Consider the following 20,753-nt stretch of genomic DNA (forward strand, 5'->3'; position numbering starts at 1 on the left):
AAAAAAGATTTCAGAATTGTGAAGTAAACTGTTTTTCCCAATTGAGCAATTGCTCTGTCAGTAACAACTCTCTGTTTACGCCCACTACTGAGAGTAGCTGATGACGACAATACGTCCAGTCATCAACGCCTTGTAGTAAAACAACCATAGTATGCATGGAACTTAATTGATAAATCAGCGTTTGTTGATCCTGATTGATGCAATAATTCGGCGCCCGCTGTTGCCACTTTACCGCATCAAGTAACAAGCTGATAAGCCAATGAAGGCGCTGTGGCGCATCTTCGTGATTTAACTGGGATAAAAGCGACAAAGCATCACGTTTATCCAAAACCTGTTCAACAGCCTGACAGAATTGCCTCCGAATCTGCCATTGTTCCGGTTGCAGTAGTCGTGCCGCAGCAGCAGGTGCTCCCTGAGACAGTTTCAAAGCCGTCATTGCATCAACCGAAGAAATTACAGGTAACTGTTTTTGCAACCAATAAAGGCTGGTTTCTGCTTCAGGCACCGGTAGAAAATAGTAAAAACAGCGACTGCGTAAAGTTGCCAGAAGGTTGGCTGGCTGACGGCATTCCAGAAGAAAATAGGTCTGTTCCGGCGGTTCTTCCAGGGTTTTCAATAATGCATTGGCAGCAGCATCTGTCAAACATTCGACCAAAGGCAGCCAGACAATTTTTACGCCGCCTTGCTGAGAACGACTATAAAGCTTTTCCGTAATCTGGCGTACCGCCTCCACACCCACATTGGTTTTACCCTTCTCTGGTGACATAATATGCCAATCAGGATGAGTTTCGGCCATCATCAGGTGACAACTATGGCACTCCCCACAACTTTTCATTCCCTGTTTATTCTGACACATCAACCAACGGCTTAATCCATATATCAACACATCAGCCCCGGTGCCGGCATTAGCATGAAGCAATAAAGCATGATGGCCTCGCCCTTGCTGATGAAATTCCACCAACTGACGGTATGCCTGATTAAGCCAAGGATACCAATTCATCAGCTATTTTCCTGCTGTTTCAGCCATTGCTCAAGGACTTGGCAAATATCGGCTTGTACCTGCTCTATTGGTTGAGCAGCATCAACCGTCACAATACGCTTATCTTGTGCCGCAAATTCCAGATAACAGCTGCGAGTACGATCAAAGAAATCCATCGATTCCTTTTCAATTCTGTCTAATTCCCCACGCTCACGGGCGCGCAGTAGACCCATCTGAGGAGGAAGATCGAGATAAATAGTCAGATCAGGGCGAAAATCACCCAGAACGGTATCACGCAGCGAGGTCATCAGGTTTTTATCAATACCACGTCCTCCTCCTTGATACGCCTGAGAAGAGAGATCATGACGATCACCCACAACCCATGTACCACGGGCCAGAGCAGGTTTAATCACATTTTCGACCAATTGCACCCTGGCTGCATATAACATCAGCACCTCTGCTTTATCCGTCAGAGATTCACCTTCAATACCTTGCTTAATCAATTCACGTAGTTTTTCTGCCAGTGGTGTTCCACCCGGTTCACGGGTAAAAACTAAGTCCTGAATACCGTGCTGCTGCAATCTTTCAACGACCGTTTTCATCGCTGAAGTTTTTCCTGCACCCTCTAGCCCTTCAATAACAATAAATTTGCTGTTCATCTGCTCTGTCTTAATCCCTGACGGTAAATATTCACCGCTCTGTTATGCGCCGCCAGACTGGTCGTAAAAGTATGGCCGCCTTTACCATCCGCTACAAAATAGAGAAATTCAGTTTTTGCCGGGTGCGCAGCTGCTTTTATCGAAGCAAGACCGGGCATAGCAATTGGCGTAGGTGGCAAGCCATTAATCATATAGGTATTGTATGGTGTCAGTGTGGTTAAATCTTTGCGAAAAATAGTGCCGGTATATTTTTCACCTAAACCATAGATCACGGTCGGATCAGTTTGTAGCCGCATATTTAACCGTAAACGGTTAATAAATACAGAAGCCACTTTTGTCCGTTCAGCCTCAACACTGGTCTCTTTCTCAATTATCGACGCCATGATCAACATTTCATAAGCACTTTTATAGGGCAGGCTTTTATCACGCTTTTGCCATTCTTCTTCAAGCGTCATTTTCATCTGTCGGTATGCTCGTTTCAGTAATGCGACATCGCTCGTCCCCGCCGTATAGTGATAAGTATCCGGATAGAGCCGCCCTTCCAGGGTATCAGTCTCTTTGATACCCAGTATCTCAGCCAATTCCTGAGCACTTTTATCATTCAGTTCATGTTTAAGATACTCAGATTGTTGGAGTATTTTCCACCAGTCAGATAAACGGCTGCCTTCGACAAAACGAACCGTAAATTGCGCCTCTTTACCACTGGAGAGTAATTGCAACATTTCCCTCAATGTCATTTCTCGTGTTAACTGGTAAGTTCCCGCTTTAAATTCAGCAAGTTTTGGCTCCAGCCTTAATAACCAAGGGAAAATATGACTGTCTTTAATCAGGTTATCCTGAACCAATAATGCTTCCAGACTATGACGGCCAATACCTGCCGGCAATGTAAATACCCGATCTTGTTTGATTGCCAATGTTTGATCTGCAAATCTTTCAACTTTCTTATAGCCGGCATAGAGTAATATTGCCGCTACCATGACAATCAAAGCCAATAAGGTAAAAAAGTGCTTTTTCCGTTTCATCAATTAATCACTTAAACACAGAGCGAATTACAACCTCAGACATTCAGGAAGCAAATATTCATACAGCTCCCTTGACTGATATTTCCATGCGGGCTGATTTTCATGAGCCTGAATTTCACTGACAGATATCACCGGCATTAAAGAATTGCAAACTATTACCTCGTCTGCATAAGCCAATGTTTCAGGATAACGATTTACACAAGAAAGGTAATAGTCACTTTCTGATAGTAACTGCATTATTTTTTCCCGCATCACCCCTTCAACCCCACACCCCCGCAAATCAGGAGTATACACCTCTTTTCCTTTACGCCAGAAAACGTTTGCAGTACAGCATTCGACCAATAAACCATCTGTATCAAGTACCAAGGCTTCATCAGCATTTGATTCTTCGATAAATGATTTAATCAATACTTGTTCCAATCGGTTAAGATGTTTAATTCCGGCAAGATAGGGATTTATTCCCATGGGTATCGGGCTGAGTATCAGAGAAAGCCCCTGCTGACGTTGTTTCAGATATTTTTCGGGATAAGGACTGAGAGACAGGATCTGATTTGGTTGCGTGAAACCCTGTGAACTGTAACCACGCCCTCCTGCCCCACGGGAAAGGATAACTTTAAGTATACCTTGTTCAGTAGTGGAAGTAATCTGCTTTATATGGTTTTCAAGCTGTTGCCAATTGGGTTGTGGAAGATATAACCTTTCAACGCCTTTTTGTAATCTTTTGATATGCAATGACAGCAAAGCGGCCTGTCCCTGCTCTATTTTTGCTGTTGTAAAACAACCATCCCCGAATTGAATTGAACGATCATTCACTGGCAAATAGTCGCACCGCTCCCCATTAATCCAATACATATAACTGTGTTCTTAATTACTCAAAAAAGATATTTCAACCAACTTATCAAGAAGCGGTATCATAGTACATAGTATATAACCGACATGAGTGCAAAAATGCCCGCAAAGCCTGCCATGAAAAGAGCTCCAATAATTATTAACTATTGGAGCTCTTTATTCTGTCACCTTAAAGTATTTACAAAAATAAGGCTTATATCTTACGGAAAATCAGTGAGCCGTTAGTACCACCGAAACCGAAAGAGTTGCACAACGCATATTCCATGCCCTCTACCTTGCGGGATTCGTTAGGAACGAAATCCAGACGGCAGCTCTCATCCTGGTTTTCCAGGTTGATAGTTGGCGGAACAATTTGATCACGCAGTGCCAGGATGGTGAAAATAGATTCCACTGCACCCGCAGCACCCAACAAATGGCCAGTCATTGATTTGGTAGAACTGACTAAAACATCTGTGCCTTCACCAAATACTAACTCAACAGCATGGGATTCCGCTAAGTCGCCGGTTGGTGTTGAAGTACCGTGAGCATTAATATACCCCACTTGCTCAGTGGTAATACCGGCATCTTTCAGGGCATTTTCCATCGCCAGCGCAGCGCCAGCACCGTCTTCTGGTGGTGACGTCATATGGTAGGCATCACTGCTCATACCAAAACCAACGATTTCCGCGTAAATTTTCGCACCGCGTCTCTTCGCGTGCTCATACTCTTCCAGCACCAGAATACCTGCGCCATCCCCCAGAACAAAACCATCACGGTCTTTATCCCACGGCCGGCTTGCACCTTGTGGATTATCGTTACGGGTAGACAAAGCACGGGCAGCGCCAAAGCCACCAACTCCCAGAGGCGTACTGGCTTTTTCTGCGCCACCTGCCAGCATAATATCCGCATCATTGTAAGCAATAATACGAGCAGCATGACCGATATTATGCACACCTGATGTACATGCTGTGGCGATGGAAATACTTGGGCCGCGTAAGCCGTAAATGATACTCAGATGACCTGCCACCATATTCACAATCGTGGAAGGAACAAAAAATGGGCTGATCTTACGAGGACCACTAGCCACTAACGCACCGTGATTCTCTTCAATAAGACCCAAACCACCAATACCAGAACCAATAGCAGCACCAAAACGACTAGCATTGGCTTCTGTTACTTCGATTCCAGAATCTTCAATAGCTTGCACACCTGCTGCAATACCATATTGAATGAAATCATCCATCTTTCGTGCATCTTTGCGCGAAATATTAAAATCTTCATGATTAAAATCTTTAACCAGACCAGCAAATCTAGTTGCATGGCGACTGGTGTCAAAATGGTCAATCAGGCTGATACCACTCTGTCCGGCACAAACAGCTTTCCAAGAAGATTCAGCTGTGTTACCGACAGGAGATAACATGCCTAGTCCGGTCACAACTACTCGACGCTTAGACACGCTTATCCTCCAGGGAGGGAAATAATTTAGGGCAGAAACATAGGCGGTCGAATGACCGCCTAGGTGTGTTCACTTATTCGCTTTGGTTCTGGACGTAATCAATAGCTGCCTGAACTGTAGTGATCTTTTCTGCTTCTTCATCTGGAATTTCGATATCGAACTCTTCTTCCAGAGCCATTACGAGTTCAACTGTGTCAAGAGAATCAGCGCCCAAGTCATCAACAAAAGAAGCTGAATTGACAACTTCCTCCTCTTTAACACCAAGTTGTTCAACGATGATTTTTTTAACGCGTTCTTCAATAGTGCTCATGCTATTAAATTTCCTATCAAAATTCGCTTTCGCGATGGTTTTCGTAGTTTATAAAATACAGGAAAAGATGCAACCAAATCCCGGCTGGTCGAACCACAATCTTGCTCTATTTTGCGTTATTTAACACAAAAAATGCAACTGGTTCGCTCACTTTTTAGTTCATGTACATGCCGCCATTGACATGTATTGTTTCACCTGTGATGTAGGCCGCCTCATCAGAAGCTAAGAAAGCCACAGCACTGGCAATTTCTTTCACATCGCCAAGTCTCTTAACGGGTATATCACTCGAAAAACTTGCCAACTGCTCATCTGGCAACTTCTTGAGCATATCCGTTTCAATAAGCCCTGGAGCAACAACGTTAACCGTAATACCCCGAGAAACGACCTCACGAGCTAATGTTTTACTGAAACCAATAATTCCTGCTTTTGCCGCGGCATAGCTCGCTTGCCCAGGGTTACCCATTGACCCAACAACAGAACCAATAGAGATGATACGGCCATAACGTTTTTTTATCATAAAGCGCATTGCCGCTTTTGACATACGGAAAACGGAAGAAAGATTAGTGTCAATAACATCCTGCCACTCATCATCTTTGATGCGCATCACCAAGTTATCACAAGTGATACCGGCATTATTCACTAAAATGTCAATTCCACCAAACTCGGTACGAATGGTAGACATCAGCTGTTCAATAGATTCAGGATCAGCGACATTCAGTACAAAACCTTTACCTTTTTCGCCAAGGTAAACACTGATAGCTTCAGCGCCTTTTTCACTTGTTGCTGTACCAATGACATGGGCTCCACGCTCTGCTAATAGTTCAGCAGTTGCACGACCGATCCCACGGCTGGCACCTGTTATCAATGCAATCTTTCCATCTAATCTCATGTGTTGTCCTCAATTATTTTCCAAAAATGGTTACTAATGAAGTTGTGTCATTCACCGCTGCTGCGCTTAAGGTATTGACAATTCGTTTAGTTAAACCCGTCAAAACTTTACCTGGCCCTATTTCTAATATCTGTCCGACACTCTGTCCAGCAATAAATTCAACTGTTTCCGCCCAACGGACAGGATTATAGAGTTGTCGTACCAGTGCATCACGGATAGCTTCAGCAGATTGTTCTATTTTCACATCAACATTATTTACCACTGGGAACTGAGGATGATTGAATTCAATTCCTTCCAAAACAACTGCCAGCTTATCTGCGGCTGGTTTCATCAATGTGCAATGCGACGGCACACTGACAGCCAAAGGCAGCGCGCGTTTTGCACCCGCAGCTTTGCATGCAGCACCAGCACGTTCTACAGCCTCTTTCTCACCGGCAATAACAACCTGCCCAGGTGAGTTAAAGTTAACAGGGCAAACAACTTGCCCCTGAGCAGCTTCTTTACAGGCTCTGTCAATGGATTCATTATCTAAACCAATAATAGCATACATTGCACCAGTGCCTTCAGGTACAGCTTCTTGCATCAATTTGCCACGCAGTTCAACAAGTTTAATCGCTTGTTTGAAATCAATGACACCTGCACAAACCAGTGCAGAATATTCACCAAGGCTGTGTCCAGCCATCAGTGATGGCGCTTTTCCACCTTTTTCCTGCCAGACCCGCCAAATAGCAACCGAGGCTGCCAATAACGCAGGCTGGGTTCGCCACGTTTTATTCAATTCTTCTTCCGGCCCCTGTTGAACCAGAGTCCAGAGGTCATATCCCAGCACATCAGACGCTTCAGCAAAAGTTTGCTCTACAACCGGGAACACTGTGGCCAAATCAGCCAACATACCAAGGGACTGAGAACCCTGCCCAGGAAATACCATTGCAAATTCAGACATGTTCATTTTCCTGTCAAATTAAAAACGTATCAGTGCTGAACCCCAAGTCAGTCCACCACCAAAAGCCTCAATTAAGATTAGCTGACCACGTTTAATCCGACCATCACGCACTGCCTCATCAAATGCAGTAGGTACCGATGCCGCGGAAGTGTTACCATGACGATCCAGCGTTACCACCACTTTATCCATAGTCATATGCAATTTCTTAGCTGTCGCTGCGATAATACGCAAATTAGCCTGATGAGGCACCAACCAATCCAGCTCACTATGCGATAGATTGTTAGCCTCTAATGTCTCATCAACCAGATTAGCCAATTCACGAACTGCAATTTTAAAGACTTCATTACCGATCATACTGGCATACGCGGGTTCTTTCCGATTCTGGCGATCCTGATAAGGCAACACCAGCAATTCACCATAGCTACCATTTGCATGAAGGTGAGTTGAAAGAATTCCTGGCTCATCAGAAGCCCCTACCACCATCGCACCCGCACCATCACCAAACAAAATAAGTGTTCCGCGATCTTCTGGATTAAGCGTTCGGGTAATAGAATCAGAACCAATGACCAGCGCATGCTTTGCCGCACCCGTTTTAATAAACTTGTCAGCAATACTCAGGGCATAAGCAAAACCAGAACAAGCAGCCGAAATGTCAAAAGCAGCTGAATTCTTGGTACCCAACATGTGCTGAATTTGGCACGCAGAACTGGGGAAAGCATGACTGGATGAAGCTGTTGCCACAATGATCAAATCAATCTGATCTTTATCAATGCCAGACATTTCAATTGCTTTTTCCGCAGCCCACAGCCCCATCATCGCAACCGTTTCATCATCAGTGGCAATACGGCGTTCACGGACACCTGTGCGGGTAACAATCCACTCGTCAGAGGTATCCACCATTTTTTCTAAATCAGCGTTAGTGCGCACTTGCGCAGGCAGATAACTACCTGTACCTAAAATTTTTGTATACATGTATGTTCAGTCACTCTTGGGTAATGCTGTTGCCAGGCGGGCAGCAATTCTATCAGGAACCTGCCTTTCAACGGCCTGAACAGCCTGTTCGATTGCGGCTTTAAACGCATGCTCATTAGCCGCCCCATGGCTTTTGATTACGATTCCATATAATCCTAACAGACATGCGCCATTATATTGGTCAGGGTTCAGGTGACCGAAGCGTTTTGTCATCCGTTTTTGCAACCACTTCTTGACTATTTTCAACAACCAGGAAAATCTTTTCTTTTGTCCATCCGATGATTTGAGCAAGGATAAGATAATCCTGATTGCTCCTTCCATCGTTTTTAACGTCACGTTACCTGCGAAGCCGTCACACACCAATACATCGCTCTTGCCTGTCAGCAACTCATCGCCTTCCAGATAACCAATGTAGTTTATTGCCGGAATGTTCTTTAAAATAGTGGCGGCTTCGCGGATATTATCCAGCCCTTTACTCTCTTCTGTACCAATGTTAAGCAGTGCTACCGCGGGATTAGCTATACCCACAACTTCCTCTGCCATTACTGAACCCATAATGGCGAATTGCACCAGCATACGGCTATCGCAATTAACATTGGCGCCCAAATCCAGTACCACCGTTTTCTGTTGCTTCAGATTGGGCATTACTTGCATCAAAGCAGGTCTGTCAATGCCATCAATAGATCTTAGCATCAATTTGGACAACCCCATCAATACCCCGGTATTCCCTGCACTGACGCATGCTTGCGCCACACCGGATTTCACTAAATCCAGTGCGACACGCATTGATGTACCACGACTGGCACGAATTGCCTGCGATGGTTTTGCACCGTTAGCCACAACCTGTTCGGCAGGAACTACCTGCAAGCGACTGAGCAACTTAGCATCAGTATTTGCAAGCAAAGGAGAAATGGTATCGGGGATCCCGACCAACAATAATTTAAGTTTAGGATTAGACGCCAGTGCCTGCAATGCAGCAGGCACTGTAACGCGAGGACCAAAGTCCCCGCTCATGGCGTCTAACGCTAAAGTCAGATTAGTCAAGGTATCAACTTGCTAATGACTGGCGGAGATTATTTGTTGATGACCTTGCGGCCACGGTAGTAGCCATCGGCAGTCACATGGTGACGCAGGTGAGTTTCACCAGAAGTTTTGTCTACAGATAATAATGGTGCGGTCAGTGCATCATGGGAACGACGCATACCACGTTTAGAACGAGTTGGTTTATTCTGTTGTACGGCCATTGACCTTACTCCTTAAGTACTTTTCTTTAAACTGGCTAATACGGCAAATGGGTTTGGTTTTTCAGCCTCTGGAGGTAATTCACCAAACACCATATCCGCGTCGGACACTTCACAGTGTTCAGAATCATGTACCGGAACCACCGGCAGAGAAAGAATTATTTCATCTTCAATCATCGCCAGCAAACCTATTTCGCCAAATTCGTCAACGTTAATTGGCTCATACTCTTCCGGTAATGCTTCAGCCTGCTCATCATTAATGACCGGGCTAAAACAATATGTTATGTGAACGTGATGGCTGAAATTACCGCCACAACGCTGACACTCAAGCGTAACATCCACATCGGAATGCCCACGCACAACTGCCAGACGTTGATTATCTATCTGAAACGATAAAACGCTGTCTACATCATTGTCCACGCTAACCACAGATTCCGCGATACGCAAAACTTGCTCAGGAGAATAACTACCTGTGTAGTCTAATCGTTTCTGAGCTGCGCGAAGCGCATCAATGGTCAGGGGTAATTTTACCTTTTGCATAAGGCGCGCATATTATCTTTGTAATGAGATATAGTCAAAGAAAAAGGCCACACATCTGCACCTTTCCGCCAAATATTCGCTTATTAAGCTAAGCTTAGTTTAAAATGCCTGCAATTATTTCGCTATGTATTTTAGAAAAATTATGACACAAATCGTTTTAGCTTCTACATCAACTTACCGCCGTATGCTACTGGAGAAACTCCGTTTGCCCTTTATATGTGTGGCTCCCGATGTTGATGAAACACCTCAGATTAATGAAAATGCAGAACAGCTCGTTATGCGCCTGGCACAAGCCAAAGCACAGGCATTACAAACAAAATATTCTCAGCATTTGATTATTGGGTCTGATCAAGTTTGTGTTATTAATGGTGAAATAACCGGCAAACCACACAGTTTTGAAAATGCATTTAAACAATTACGGCAAGCCAGTGGTCATTGTGTCACCTTTTATACCGGCATTTCTCTTTTCAACAGTAAAACAGGGGTAATTGATACCCGTTGTGAATTATTCAATGTTTATTTCAGGGAGCTGACTGATGATGAAATCCGGGCTTATTTAACAGCGGAAGAACCGCTTAATTGTGCCGGAAGCTTTAAAAGTGAAGGATTAGGGATTACTTTATTTGAACGGCTTAAAGGAAAAGATCCGAATACTCTGGTTGGCTTACCATTAATTACACTGACTGAATTATTAATCCGCCAGGGGGTAAACCCACTGACGGCAGTATATTAATTACAATTACTTTTACGCAACATATTTATACAGTAGCGCAATTGTTCATCCATCGGTGCTTCAACACGCAATGTCTCCCCTGTTGAGGGATGGGTAAATTTCAACGCACTGGCATGCAAAAACAGGCGATTGAGGCGAGTCTCTGATAGTTGAGAATCAAAAGCCTTATCGCCATAACGATCATCAAAAGCGATTGGATGCCCGGCGTATTGAGCATGCACACGGATTTGATGGGTGCGGCCTGTCACTGGGCTGGCTTTCACCAGCGTTGCATTGGTAAAGCGTTCTTCTACTTTAAAACGTGTTTCAGAAGGTTTGCCTTCGCCGTTCACTTTCACAATCCGTTCACCACTTTGCAAGATATTTTTCAGCAGTGACGCTTGAACAACCTTGCAATGTGATTGCCATTGCCCCCGAACTAAAGCCAGATAATCTTTCTGCATCTGTTTAAGCCGTAATTGCTCGTGCAAGGCCCGTAAAGCTGAGCGTTTTTTAGCAATTAACAAAATTCCAGAGGTATCACGATCCAGACGATGCACCAATTCAAGGAATTTTGCCTCCGGGCGCAAAACCCGTAACCCTTCAATAACGCCAAAACTTAAGCCACTGCCTCCATGCACGGCGGTACCGGCAGGTTTATTGATCACCAGAATATGGTCATCTTCATATAAAACACAATCGTCCAATGCGGCCACTTTATCCAGTTTGGCTGAAACCGGCACAGCCTGCCGTTCTGCAACCCGGACAGGCGGAATTCTAACAACATCTCCCGCAGACAATTTATACTCAGGTTTTATCCTGCCTTTATTTACCCGGACTTCACCTTTACGCACAATCCGGTAAATCATGCTCTTAGGAACGCCTTTCAGACGCGCTAATAAAAAGTTATCAACACGCTGTCCAGCCTCATCGTCATCAATAGTGACAAATTGTACAATTTGATTATTCGTTTTCATGATAGTGATTTTAATTACCACTCAAGCTGAGCGCCACTCATTTTTAAATATGAGTAAAAATCATGCATGCTTTCCAGCTGTTGCCTGTCCTGCTTTAAGATAAAGACTAAATATTAACTATTTCTTCATATTTCATCAGAAAAACCACTTAAAGGCATAAAGTCACCTTGCTATCACCCCAACAGCAATGGAATAATGCGTAGCCACCATCAGTTTTTTAATTCTGAATGGCAAAGTTAAACGTTTGTTCTTTGTTTGATTGCACAAAAACGCAGCAATGGCGTAAGACGTACTGGGGAATCAAATAATTAGCGGGCTACGGGTAGCAGCTTACTGGAATTGGATCAAATCCGCTTCATTCATATTTGCAGATTATTCCTAGAAAAGAGTGCTGTTTTTTAAGTGAAAATTCAGGCTCGCCGAAAATATGCGTCTCTATACAAACGATAACCGGGAGGTTGGCGGATTTGTAAAAGACACGAGACCATCGGTTATCAGTAGCTCATCTATATTTGCCCGTGGCTCTATAACTAATGTAAAAAATAATGAGTAAGTTACAATGAAAAGAATGCTAATCAACGCAACTCAGCAAGAAGAGTTGCGTGTTGCTCTGGTTGACGGGCAACGCCTTTATGATTTGGATATCGAGAGTCCAGGACACGAGCAAAAAAAAGCAAACATCTACAAAGGTAAAATCACCCGAATTGAACCTAGCCTGGAAGCCGCTTTTGTTGACTATGGTGCTGAACGGCATGGTTTCCTTCCTATTAAAGAAATAGCCCGCGAATACTTCCCCAGCAACTATCACCCTCACGGTCGACCTAATATCAAAGATGTTCTTAAGGAAGGCCAGGAAGTTATCGTTCAAGTCGATAAAGAAGAGCGTGGTAATAAAGGGGCTGCATTAACCACATTTATCAGTCTGGCAGGCAGTTATCTGGTACTCATGCCTAATAACCCTCGTGCCGGCGGTATTTCCCGCCGTATCGAAGGAGATGACCGCACAGAGCTGAAAGAAGCCCTGGCCTCTTTAGAAGTACCTGAAGGAATGGGACTGATTGTCCGCACTGCCGGCGTCGGTAAATCCGCAGAAGCCCTGCAATGGGATTTATCGTTCCGCCTCAAACACTGGGAAGCTATCAAAAAGGCGGCGGAAAACCGTTCCGCCCCATTCTTAATCCATCAGGAAAGCAACGTCATCGTCCGTGCTTTCCGTGACTATCTGCGCCCGGATATCGGTGAGATCTTAATCGACAATCCCAAAATTCTCGATCTGGCACGACAGCATATCACTGCGCTCGGCCGCCCGGATTTTACCAGCAAAATTAAACTGTACAGTGGTGAAGTCCCTCTGTTCAGCCATTATCAGATTGAATCCCAAATTGAATCTGCGTTCCAGCGCGAAGTTCGCCTGCCATCAGGTGGGGCTGTCGTTATTGATACCACAGAAGCATTAACCGCGATTGATATCAACTCTTCCCGTGCAACACGCGGGGGTGATATCGAAGAAACAGCGTTTAATACCAACCTTGAGGCAGCGGATGAAATTGCCCGTCAGTTACGTCTGCGTGACCTTGGTGGCCTGATTGTTATCGACTTTATCGATATGACACCCGTACGCCATCAACGGGAAGTTGAAAACCGTTTACGTGATGCTGTCCGTCAGGATCGCGCCCGTATTCAAATTGGTCGTATCTCCCGCTTTGGTCTGCTGGAAATGTCCCGTCAGCGCCTGAGTCCATCGCTGGGTGAATCCAGCCATCATGTTTGTCCGCGTTGTAGTGGCACAGGAACTATCCGTGATAATGAATCCCTGTCACTGTCCATTTTACGCCTGATTGAAGAAGAAGCGCTGAAAGAGAACACGCATCAAGTACATGCCATTGTTCCAGTACAAATCGCTTCATATTTGCTAAACGAAAAACGCCAGGCAGTCAGTGCAATTGAACGCCGTCAGGGGGATGTTGGCGTGGTGATCGTTCCTAACGATCAAATGCAGACACCGCACTTCTCTGTTTTGCGCGTGCGTAAAGGTGAAGAAGTTTCTACACTGAGTTATCTGCTTCCTCAGCTTCATGAAACTGGAGTGGCGAATCCTCAAGAAGATGTCCAACCTGAACGTAAACGACCTGAGCAGCCCGCTATTTCTGCTTTTGCTTTACCAACCGATACGCCGGCACAACAACCATCACATAAAGCAAAGGAGAAAAAGCCTAACCACCCTGCTCAGGTTAAAACGGAACAACCTGGCCTCTTAAGCCGCATCTTTACTGCTTTGAAAAAAATGTTCAGCGCAAAAGAAGAGCCAGTACAGAAAAAAGACAATAAATCGTCTGGTCATGATAACCGTCGCGCTTCTGAACGACGCAATCAGCGCCGCCAGAATCCACGCAAAGATCGTGATGATAATAACCCACGTGATGAGCAACGTAATAACCGCGACCGTGACGAACAACGGAAAAACCGTCATACACAGCAGAAAAATGGTGTTCAAGATAACAACGCGACGATAGATATCGCTGCTCGCGAAAGCCAACAGCAGCAACGTCGTGAGCAACGTGCAGAACGTCAACGCCGTCGTCAGGAAGAAAAACGCCAGCAACAACTTGAAACCCAGAAGCCCGAAATCGTTGAAAGTGAGGTTGAAGAACGTCTGCCGGTTACACCACGCCGCCAGCGTCGTCAGCTTGAGCAGAAAATTCGTATCACAGATGAAGTGAAAGAAATGACAACGATCACTCCACTGCCTGTACCTGTTGTTACAGAAGAACCATTACCTGCACTGGTTGACATGCAAGTAGAAACGGTTCAGCCACAACAACAGACTGAAAATAAAGAGCAACAAGACAGTGTGATGCCACGCCGCTCTCGCCGCTCACCTCGCCATCTGCGCGTTAGTGGTCAACGCCGCCGCCGTTACCGCGATGAGAGAAATCTACCTCAATCACCGGTACCATTATCGCTGGCTGTTGCATCACCGGAAATGGCTTCCGGCAAAGTTTGGGTTCGCTATCCGGTAATTCCGGTTTCCACAGAAATTTCTGTTGTCGAACAACAAAATGAGGTACTGCCAATAATAGCAGCAACAGCATCTGCGATAATCGTTGTAGCTGAATCTGAACCAACCATAACTGAATCGCCGAAGGTAGCAGAGGTATCGGAAGTTTATCCGGATGAAATTAAACCTGAAGCAGCCATTGCAGAAGAAAATGATGTTGTTCTGCAACAAACTGAATCAGTACAACAAGAGCTGTCAATTATTGAATCTGTTGCGGTAACACCAGTTACGCCTGAATTTGAACAGCAACCAAAGATAGAAGAAGTTGTTGTTTCTGAAGAAATTGCAGAAGTGGTTACTGGTGAAGAGAGTAAAGATGAAACAATTACACAACCTGTTGCTATAGTCAAAATTCATCATGCTTACGCGCCGATGACCAAAGCATCCGCTCCAGAGATGATCGAACAATCTATTGTTATCAACGAGTGGCAACGCCCTTTTTCTCATTTCGAAGGGAAAGGAGGTGCTGGAGGTCATTCAGCCACTAACGCAGCCACTTCCCCAATGGCTAAACCGCGGTCTTTTGAATAACAATATCATTTAATATTAGCAAAATGGCTCTTTTTTAGGAGCCATTTTTTTACCTCTGCCCCCACGAAAATACTTGTCATTAATTTCATTCCATCTGTATGATGATTTAAAATTAAGCAATTCATCATCCTATTGACTCATTATTATTTGATCTGGAGTACAACTTATGAAACCGTGGCTTATTTTTGGTGCAGGTAGCGGGATTGGACGCCATTTAGTCACTATCGCACTGCAACAAAAACGTCCCATAACTGCACTTATCCGCAATTCTCAGCAGGCTTCTGAGCTCAGCGCCTTGGGTGTCAAAGTGATACATGGTGATGCCTGTGATGCTATGAATGTCGAAGAAGCAGTATTAAATGCCGGTTCAGAAGCAATTGTGTTTTCTACTATTGGTGGAGTTGATTCAGATCTCTTCGGTAATATGACTATCATTAATACCATTGAGAAAACCGGAATAACACGTATGTTACTGGTCACATCAATAGGTTGTGGAGAAGGTTGGAAAACCCTGTCACCCAGGGCTAAATCACTATTTGGTCAATCTGTCCGACGCAAATCAATGGCAGAAAGCTACCTTCAAACTAGCTCTCTGAATTACACAATTATCCGCCCAGGCGGATTAACAGATAAACCAGGAACAGGCCATTGCCAACGATATCAGAATGACATTCATGGTGTCGTCAGCCGCAAAGATGTTGCGCATCAACTGGCAATAATGGCAGAAGAGGAATCTTCATATCAGCAGATTTATGCTTTGATTGATCCAGAACTTAAACCTGATTGGGCTGCTGCGTAATCACTAATAATAACCACGCAATCATGCGTGGTTATTGGTTATCTGATGATATTACTTGGGTTCACCCATTGTTTTTAGTTTTTTAGACAATTCACGACGCTCTTTGGAAAGATCCGCATTTTTAATGATGTGATCATCTATACGGTCTTCATAATCACTACGCATGTTCATAATGATACTTTGAATATCCTCAATTGACATACCCGGCTTGATGTATTCACTCAGGTTATCAAGCAATAAAACACGTTTCTGGTTATCACGTATTTTCTTTTCGTTATCCACGATCTCGCGCTGTAACTTATTCTTACGGCGAAACATACGCACAAACTCCAACACATTGTTGAATGACAGTTTATTTACGTTATCCATTTTCATACCTTTCTTTAACCCAAACATACAAATTATCCAATCTGATCACACAATACAGGCTAAAGCCATGAATAGACAAGTCAGTTTCCATTCTTTATTGATTTTAATTGATTACAACAACCTGCTAGCCTCCTGTTTTTCGCTGAAAAATTCAGCAAGTTGATTAATCGCAAGCAATAGATCAATGTAGATGAATAACAAACAGTCAATCTTTCACTGGTAGAAACACACGTTTTTTCTTCCCTGCCCTCTTCATTTCTTACCACAGTTAGATCCGAGGCTCGATGTTTGTTAATCACTATAATCGCTACAATGGCCTAAAAACGGAATTATATATCTATCAGAGAAAAGATTTATATGTGATAATTATTTTTATCCTATTTCATGGAAATTAAGTGAGAAACTATAAAATAAATCTCACTTTATCTGAAAATAAAAGCACTAAGCCAATTATCAATAAAATAAAAACTATTGATTTCATGTGACACTATTAACGCTTTAGATAACAAATACCTTGTATAACCTTAACTATAGTAACAAATATGATTTTCAAAGAATTCATTTTAATAAAAACATGCAACAATAACAGAAATAATTATTAGTTTATTAGTTTATTAGTTTATTAGTTTATTAGTTTATTGGTTTATTAGTTTATTAGTTTATTAGTTTATTAGTTTATTAGTTTATTAGTTTATTAGTTTATTAGTTTATTAGTTTATTAGTTTATTAGTTTATTAGTTTATTAGTTTATTAGTTTATTAGTTTATTAGTTTATTATTTAAATACATCTCAAAAATGACTATATTTGTGATATTCATCTTAATAATAAAATAAAAAATTCCTTATTACTGAAACAGTATTAAAATCGACGAAAAACATGACGAAGATTAGGTTAAGTGATGAAAAAAATCCCTTTTGATTTAGATGGTTACGAAATATCCTTTGGCTATGCCCGTAGAACAAAAATTCCGATTATAAAAATAATCCATCCCAAAAATGGCCTTTCTATTAGGCCATTCTATAGTGTCAATAGAACGAATTTGCTTGAAAGAATCCAATACGAAACTGATTTAAAAGATCAATATATTGAGCGTATTAATGAGCATTTTCAAGAAATTAATTATCCTTAAAAAACCAGATATAACAGGAGCTTATACCCTTCTACTTTAGTACCTTGGAAATTACCAAGGTACTGCATATCAGTTTATTATGTTTTATATCTTATTCACTGATGAATACATTTGTAATTAGCTGGTAAAAGTGCTGACCTGATGTAAGATAGTAAATAATAACACCCCCTAATATCTCTATCTCTTATTATATCTGCATTGAAATTTACTGAAATAATTGGCATTTTTCTTTTATTTTTTCTGTTATGTAGAAAATAAAAGCAGAAAACGCCAAGCATGTACCCGCAACTATCGCATACTGATATCGATTTTCTAATGTTGACATCAAGGTAAAATAAACTAATCCCATAACTGAAAATACACTCACCCCACCAATTATCCCTTGAATTATATGCATCACTATTTTCATCAATATACTTATTATCGCCATCAGCATTTATCCAGTCCTGCGGAGAATTCATTAAATATCGCATTAAATAAACTGCGATCTTCTTCATACGCCTCTAACGCTCTGACATATGACTCCATTTTACTCTCAACCAAAAAATAGAGTAAATCCAAGTTACCTTCTCACCTTAATAACATATATAAGCTCGGGTTTGTTTGAGCTAATTCCCTAGAAGTATAGATCGCCCTAGATACTGCCCCAAGCCCCAAAACTGTAGTAAATGCTAGAGAACCCCCAAATTTCGTAAACCATTTTGTGCCAAAAAAAGCACCGAGCTGTCCGTTAAAGATGACATATTTTGCAACAATACCTCCAAATATTTTCCCAACTTTCGTTTCGATTAATCGTTGCTTTTGCTCTTCACTAAGTTTACCTAAGTAATCCTCAAAAATAATCTGAATAATCCTTTCAAGATTATTAAGCGTAATAGCTTCCGACTTTATCAATCCAACAAAACGATATTTGTCATTTTCATTATCCCATCTATGCTCAGTATCAAGATAATCATAACCAAGATAATAAAAATCCACAGGAATATCTAATACCCCTTCGGCAAACCCAGTAAGCCAGCTACTGTCATCGTCAATTGTTGCAACCATTTTTTCAGCAATTTCTTTAGCCCCGTCCATTAAAAAACCCTTTCATCCCAAATGCTATAGGCACCTGTTGAACAAGCTACATTATTCCAAGTAATATTAGTATATACCATTGAAAGAATTTCCTGTGGCATCATATGATTACTGGTTAATGAATGCGGGTGGTCTGATTTTAAACTAACAATATACGCTTGCCCGAGACGAATTGTATAGTAAAGCTCAAGTCCACCATTTTCACTGGTACGGTAAGATTCAAGAAAACACTCTAACCTTTCATTATCATCCAAGCTTTTTGCTAATAAAGGAGAAGCTTTATCAATAGGTTTAGTGATAATTACCGGATGATGTGAAACATTTTGTTTGCGAGTCATAAGATGTTGCAGACTATAGACGAAGATCTGCTCTTCGTGCCCATTTTGCGCTTTGATACCTATTTGAGTCTCTTCTGCCACAACCCGCAGAAATTAACCCTTGGTTTTGACCTTTAATCGTTAAATAAATTAAATTTGACATATTCACCTCATTTATCATTTCAATACTTTAATGCATACTGCAGTAGGCAGATCAATATTGTCAAGGATAAATGTTCTAAAAACATACAATAATTTATTCCAAGCCCCAAAAATGTTAATAACTGACATCCCATCGTGGCGCAGAAAGTAGGAAAATATGGATATAATATTGCAATCACATGGATTCTCTAAGATAGTAAGCAATGATTACCTACATTTCTGGACAAAATATCATTCCCCTCTCTAAAAAGCAGAAAAAACAAATAATTAACTAACCTCATTGGACATTGAACAACAATGAAAAACAGCAGCGAACAACCCAACTTCTATATTCATGACTACGAAACTTTCGGTAAACATCCCGCATTGGACAGACCGGCTCAATTTGCCGGTGTCCGCACCGATATGGATTTCAATATTATTGAAGAGCCGTTAGTTATTTACTGTTCACCTGCTGATGATTATCTCCCTCAACCAGAAGCGGTCATGATTACAGGAATTACGCCTCAGATTGCCTTGGAAAAAGGCGTCAACGAAGCGGAATTTGCCCGTCAAATCCATAACGCGTTCAGTGTGCCGAACAGCTGCATTCTCGGTTATAACAATGTCCGGTTTGATGATGAAGTCAGCCGGAATATTTTTTACCGCAATTTTTATGATCCATACGCTTATAGCTGGCAAAAAGGTAATTCCCGTTGGGATTTACTTGATGTATTACGTGCCTGTTATGCCCTGCGTCCCGAAGGTATTATCTGGCCAAAAAATGAAGAGGGTCTGCCCAGCTTTAAACTGGAACATTTGACGAAGGCAAATGGCGTTGAGCATTCACATGCTCACGATGCAATGTCCGATGTTTACGCCACGATTGCCATGGCAAAATTGCTTAAAGAAGCACAACCACGGATGTTCAATTATTTCTTTCAGTTGAGAAATAAGCAGAAAGTCAGCAATCTCATTGATATCCCTCAAATGAAACCACTGCTTCATGTTTCCGGTATGTTTGGCGCTGCCCGCGGCAATACCAGCCTGGTTGCACCTCTTGCCTGGCATCCGGTAAATCGGAATGCCGTTATCATGTGCGATTTGGCAAGAGATATTTCACCTTTACTGGAGTTGGATGCTGATGCTTTACGTGAACGCCTATATACCCGCCATGATGAATTGCTGCCCGATCAGCCCTCAGTTCCTGTCAAATTGGTTCATATTAATAAGTGTCCGATAGTCGCACCTGATAATACTTTAAGAACAGAAGATGCTGAACGTCTTGGGTTGGATCGTGATCATTGTGAAAGAAATCTCGCTATTCTGCGGAATAATCCACAAATCAGAGAAAAAGTTGTAGAACTCTTTGCTGAGGCCGAACCTTTCCCTGAATCAGATAATGTTGACGCTCAACTGTACAATGGCTTTTTTAGTGATGCAGATAAAACAGCAATGAATATTATCCGTGAAACATTACCTCAGAATTTACCTGCACTAGATCTGACTTTTCAGGATCCAAGGATTAAAAAGCTGTTATTCCGTTATCGAGCCAGAAACTACCCTGCTACTCTGACTTATGATGAACAACAAAGCTGGTTGCGTCATCGTCAAGATGTATTAACTCAGGACAAGCTCAGTGAATATATCTTTATCATTGAACAGCTCTTTATTGAACATCAAGGCAACGAAGAAAAATGCCATCAACTTAAAGCATTAATGGAATATGCAGCGAAACTGGCTGGATAATTAGGCAAATAGCGGATAAGCACAGAATGGCGAGCTATATCTACTCGCCTTTCT

General features: G+C 42.5%; 21 protein-coding genes and 1 pseudogene. 5 read left to right on the plus strand and 17 right to left on the minus strand.

Going from position 1 to position 20,753, the window contains the following annotated elements; all coding sequences use genetic code 11:
- Window positions 1-10: 10 nt before the first annotated feature.
- The 12 genes from holB to yceD form a co-directional block, all read right to left on the minus strand.
- A complete protein-coding gene (gene holB, locus C5470_RS06330; protein ID WP_166286894.1) occupies window positions 11-1,000 on the minus strand; it encodes a DNA polymerase III subunit delta' in 990 nt (329 codons plus the stop codon).
- The gene (tmk, locus tag C5470_RS06335) at window positions 1,000-1,638 is read right to left on the minus strand and encodes a dTMP kinase (protein WP_166286896.1); all 639 of its coding nucleotides are present in this window, start codon (window positions 1,636-1,638) and stop codon (window positions 1,000-1,002) included. The genes holB and tmk overlap by 1 nt, the downstream gene beginning before the upstream one ends.
- Window positions 1,635-2,660 carry an endolytic transglycosylase MltG gene (mltG, locus tag C5470_RS06340; protein WP_166286898.1) on the minus strand — a complete coding sequence of 342 codons (1,026 nt, stop codon included), beginning with the start codon at window positions 2,658-2,660 and terminating at the stop codon, window positions 1,635-1,637. The genes tmk and mltG overlap by 4 nt, the downstream gene beginning before the upstream one ends.
- A gap of 27 nt (window positions 2,661-2,687) precedes the next feature.
- Complete coding sequence (pabC, locus tag C5470_RS06345) at window positions 2,688-3,512, minus strand: aminodeoxychorismate lyase (RefSeq protein ID WP_166286900.1); 825 nt, start codon at window positions 3,510-3,512, stop codon at window positions 2,688-2,690.
- Window positions 3,513-3,702: 190 nt separating this feature from the next.
- On the minus strand, window positions 3,703-4,944 hold the full coding sequence (fabF, locus tag C5470_RS06350) for a beta-ketoacyl-ACP synthase II (protein WP_166286902.1): 1,242 nt from the start codon (window positions 4,942-4,944) through the stop codon (window positions 3,703-3,705).
- Window positions 4,945-5,017: 73 nt separating this feature from the next.
- On the minus strand, window positions 5,018-5,254 hold the full coding sequence (gene acpP / locus C5470_RS06355) for an acyl carrier protein (RefSeq protein WP_011147052.1): 237 nt from the start codon (window positions 5,252-5,254) through the stop codon (window positions 5,018-5,020).
- Between the two features lie 154 nt (window positions 5,255-5,408).
- Window positions 5,409-6,143: a 3-oxoacyl-ACP reductase FabG gene (gene fabG, locus C5470_RS06360; protein WP_166286904.1), complete on the minus strand. Its 735-nt coding sequence runs from the start codon at window positions 6,141-6,143 to the stop codon at window positions 5,409-5,411.
- Window positions 6,144-6,156: 13 nt separating this feature from the next.
- Complete coding sequence (gene fabD, locus C5470_RS06365) at window positions 6,157-7,086, minus strand: ACP S-malonyltransferase (RefSeq protein WP_166286906.1); 930 nt, start codon at window positions 7,084-7,086, stop codon at window positions 6,157-6,159.
- Between the two features lie 18 nt (window positions 7,087-7,104).
- Window positions 7,105-8,058, minus strand: a complete 954-nt coding sequence (locus C5470_RS06370) for a beta-ketoacyl-ACP synthase III (RefSeq protein WP_166286908.1) — start codon at window positions 8,056-8,058, stop codon at window positions 7,105-7,107.
- A 6-nt stretch (window positions 8,059-8,064) separates the two neighbouring features.
- Complete coding sequence (plsX, locus tag C5470_RS06375) at window positions 8,065-9,102, minus strand: phosphate acyltransferase PlsX (protein ID WP_166286910.1); 1,038 nt, start codon at window positions 9,100-9,102, stop codon at window positions 8,065-8,067.
- Window positions 9,103-9,131: 29 nt separating this feature from the next.
- Complete coding sequence (rpmF, locus tag C5470_RS06380; protein WP_011147057.1) at window positions 9,132-9,302, minus strand: 50S ribosomal protein L32; 171 nt, start codon at window positions 9,300-9,302, stop codon at window positions 9,132-9,134.
- Window positions 9,303-9,314: 12 nt separating this feature from the next.
- Window positions 9,315-9,839, minus strand: coding sequence for a 23S rRNA accumulation protein YceD (gene yceD, locus C5470_RS06385; protein WP_166286912.1), 525 nt, complete (start codon window positions 9,837-9,839; stop codon window positions 9,315-9,317).
- Between the two features lie 142 nt (window positions 9,840-9,981).
- Between yceD and C5470_RS06390 the strand changes: the two genes are divergently transcribed.
- The gene (locus C5470_RS06390; protein WP_166286914.1) at window positions 9,982-10,572 is read left to right on the plus strand and encodes a Maf family protein; all 591 of its coding nucleotides are present in this window, start codon (window positions 9,982-9,984) and stop codon (window positions 10,570-10,572) included.
- On the opposite strand, the gene rluC is transcribed toward C5470_RS06390, so the two are convergent.
- A complete protein-coding gene (gene rluC / locus C5470_RS06395; protein WP_166286916.1) occupies window positions 10,569-11,528 on the minus strand; it encodes a 23S rRNA pseudouridine(955/2504/2580) synthase RluC in 960 nt (319 codons plus the stop codon). The two genes, C5470_RS06390 and rluC, sit on opposite strands and share 4 nt — an antisense overlap.
- Window positions 11,529-12,087: 559 nt before the next feature.
- On the opposite strand from rluC, the gene rne reads away from it, so the two are divergent.
- Both rne and C5470_RS06405 read left to right on the plus strand, forming a co-directional pair.
- Entirely contained in the window at window positions 12,088-15,117 is a 3,030-nt protein-coding gene (rne, locus tag C5470_RS06400; RefSeq protein ID WP_166286918.1) for a ribonuclease E, read from the plus strand.
- Window positions 15,118-15,283: 166 nt separating this feature from the next.
- Window positions 15,284-15,916 (plus strand): SDR family oxidoreductase, encoded by a 633-nt coding sequence (locus tag C5470_RS06405; protein ID WP_166286920.1) that lies wholly within the window; start codon window positions 15,284-15,286, stop codon window positions 15,914-15,916.
- Window positions 15,917-15,967: 51 nt separating this feature from the next.
- Here the strand turns inward: C5470_RS06405 and tmaR are convergent, their stop codons facing one another.
- Entirely contained in the window at window positions 15,968-16,285 is a 318-nt protein-coding gene (tmaR, locus tag C5470_RS06410) for a PTS system regulator TmaR (protein ID WP_166286983.1), read from the minus strand.
- Window positions 16,286-17,184: 899 nt separating this feature from the next.
- On the opposite strand from tmaR, the gene C5470_RS06415 reads away from it, so the two are divergent.
- Entirely contained in the window at window positions 17,185-17,415 is a 231-nt protein-coding gene (locus C5470_RS06415) for a hypothetical protein (RefSeq protein ID WP_036849223.1), read from the plus strand.
- A 95-nt stretch (window positions 17,416-17,510) separates the two neighbouring features.
- Here the strand turns inward: C5470_RS06415 and C5470_RS06420 are convergent, their stop codons facing one another.
- From C5470_RS06420 to C5470_RS06430, 3 genes and pseudogenes are all read right to left on the minus strand, one after another.
- Complete coding sequence (locus tag C5470_RS06420; RefSeq protein ID WP_131601537.1) at window positions 17,511-17,912, minus strand: hypothetical protein; 402 nt, start codon at window positions 17,910-17,912, stop codon at window positions 17,511-17,513.
- 73 nt (window positions 17,913-17,985) lie between these two features.
- Window positions 17,986-18,492 (minus strand): hypothetical protein, encoded by a 507-nt coding sequence (locus C5470_RS06425; protein WP_166286922.1) that lies wholly within the window; start codon window positions 18,490-18,492, stop codon window positions 17,986-17,988.
- Window positions 18,492-18,972 (minus strand): annotated as a pseudogene (locus C5470_RS06430) (Hcp family type VI secretion system effector). Before C5470_RS06430 ends, C5470_RS06425 begins: the two are co-directional and overlap by 1 nt.
- A gap of 296 nt (window positions 18,973-19,268) precedes the next feature.
- Here C5470_RS06430 and sbcB point away from each other — a divergent pair.
- A complete protein-coding gene (gene sbcB / locus C5470_RS06435) occupies window positions 19,269-20,699 on the plus strand; it encodes an exodeoxyribonuclease I (RefSeq protein ID WP_166286924.1) in 1,431 nt (476 codons plus the stop codon).
- Window positions 20,700-20,753: the final 54 nt, after the last annotated feature.

Origin of the sequence: Photorhabdus stackebrandtii (assembly GCF_011189495.1) — a bacterium.
In the GTDB taxonomy this organism is placed as follows: Bacteria; Pseudomonadota; Gammaproteobacteria; order Enterobacterales; family Enterobacteriaceae; genus Photorhabdus; species Photorhabdus khanii.

What these genes read in the sequence shown, in the direction of transcription:
- holB (WP_166286894.1), bottom strand. Translation starts at nt 1,000, where the DNA reads ATGAATTGGTATCCTTGGCTTAATCAGGCATACCGTCAGTTGGTGGAA.
- tmk (WP_166286896.1), bottom strand. Translation starts at nt 1,638, where the DNA reads ATGAACAGCAAATTTATTGTTATTGAAGGGCTAGAGGGTGCAGGAAAA.
- mltG (WP_166286898.1), bottom strand. Translation starts at nt 2,660, where the DNA reads ATGAAACGGAAAAAGCACTTTTTTACCTTATTGGCTTTGATTGTCATG.
- pabC (WP_166286900.1), bottom strand. Translation starts at nt 3,512, where the DNA reads ATGTATTGGATTAATGGGGAGCGGTGCGACTATTTGCCAGTGAATGAT.
- acpP (WP_011147052.1), bottom strand. Translation starts at nt 5,254, where the DNA reads ATGAGCACTATTGAAGAACGCGTTAAAAAAATCATCGTTGAACAACTT.
- fabG (WP_166286904.1), bottom strand. Translation starts at nt 6,143, where the DNA reads ATGAGATTAGATGGAAAGATTGCATTGATAACAGGTGCCAGCCGTGGG.
- fabD (WP_166286906.1), bottom strand. Translation starts at nt 7,086, where the DNA reads ATGTCTGAATTTGCAATGGTATTTCCTGGGCAGGGTTCTCAGTCCCTT.
- C5470_RS06370 (WP_166286908.1), bottom strand. Translation starts at nt 8,058, where the DNA reads ATGTATACAAAAATTTTAGGTACAGGTAGTTATCTGCCTGCGCAAGTG.
- rpmF (WP_011147057.1), bottom strand. Translation starts at nt 9,302, where the DNA reads ATGGCCGTACAACAGAATAAACCAACTCGTTCTAAACGTGGTATGCGT.
- yceD (WP_166286912.1), bottom strand. Translation starts at nt 9,839, where the DNA reads ATGCAAAAGGTAAAATTACCCCTGACCATTGATGCGCTTCGCGCAGCT.
- C5470_RS06390 (WP_166286914.1), top strand. Translation starts at nt 9,982, where the DNA reads ATGACACAAATCGTTTTAGCTTCTACATCAACTTACCGCCGTATGCTA.
- rluC (WP_166286916.1), bottom strand. Translation starts at nt 11,528, where the DNA reads ATGAAAACGAATAATCAAATTGTACAATTTGTCACTATTGATGACGAT.
- rne (WP_166286918.1), top strand. Translation starts at nt 12,088, where the DNA reads ATGAAAAGAATGCTAATCAACGCAACTCAGCAAGAAGAGTTGCGTGTT.
- C5470_RS06405 (WP_166286920.1), top strand. Translation starts at nt 15,284, where the DNA reads ATGAAACCGTGGCTTATTTTTGGTGCAGGTAGCGGGATTGGACGCCAT.
- tmaR (WP_166286983.1), bottom strand. Translation starts at nt 16,285, where the DNA reads ATGGATAACGTAAATAAACTGTCATTCAACAATGTGTTGGAGTTTGTG.
- C5470_RS06415 (WP_036849223.1), top strand. Translation starts at nt 17,185, where the DNA reads ATGAAAAAAATCCCTTTTGATTTAGATGGTTACGAAATATCCTTTGGC.
- C5470_RS06420 (WP_131601537.1), bottom strand. Translation starts at nt 17,912, where the DNA reads ATGAAGAAGATCGCAGTTTATTTAATGCGATATTTAATGAATTCTCCG.
- C5470_RS06425 (WP_166286922.1), bottom strand. Translation starts at nt 18,492, where the DNA reads ATGGACGGGGCTAAAGAAATTGCTGAAAAAATGGTTGCAACAATTGAC.
- sbcB (WP_166286924.1), top strand. Translation starts at nt 19,269, where the DNA reads ATGAAAAACAGCAGCGAACAACCCAACTTCTATATTCATGACTACGAA.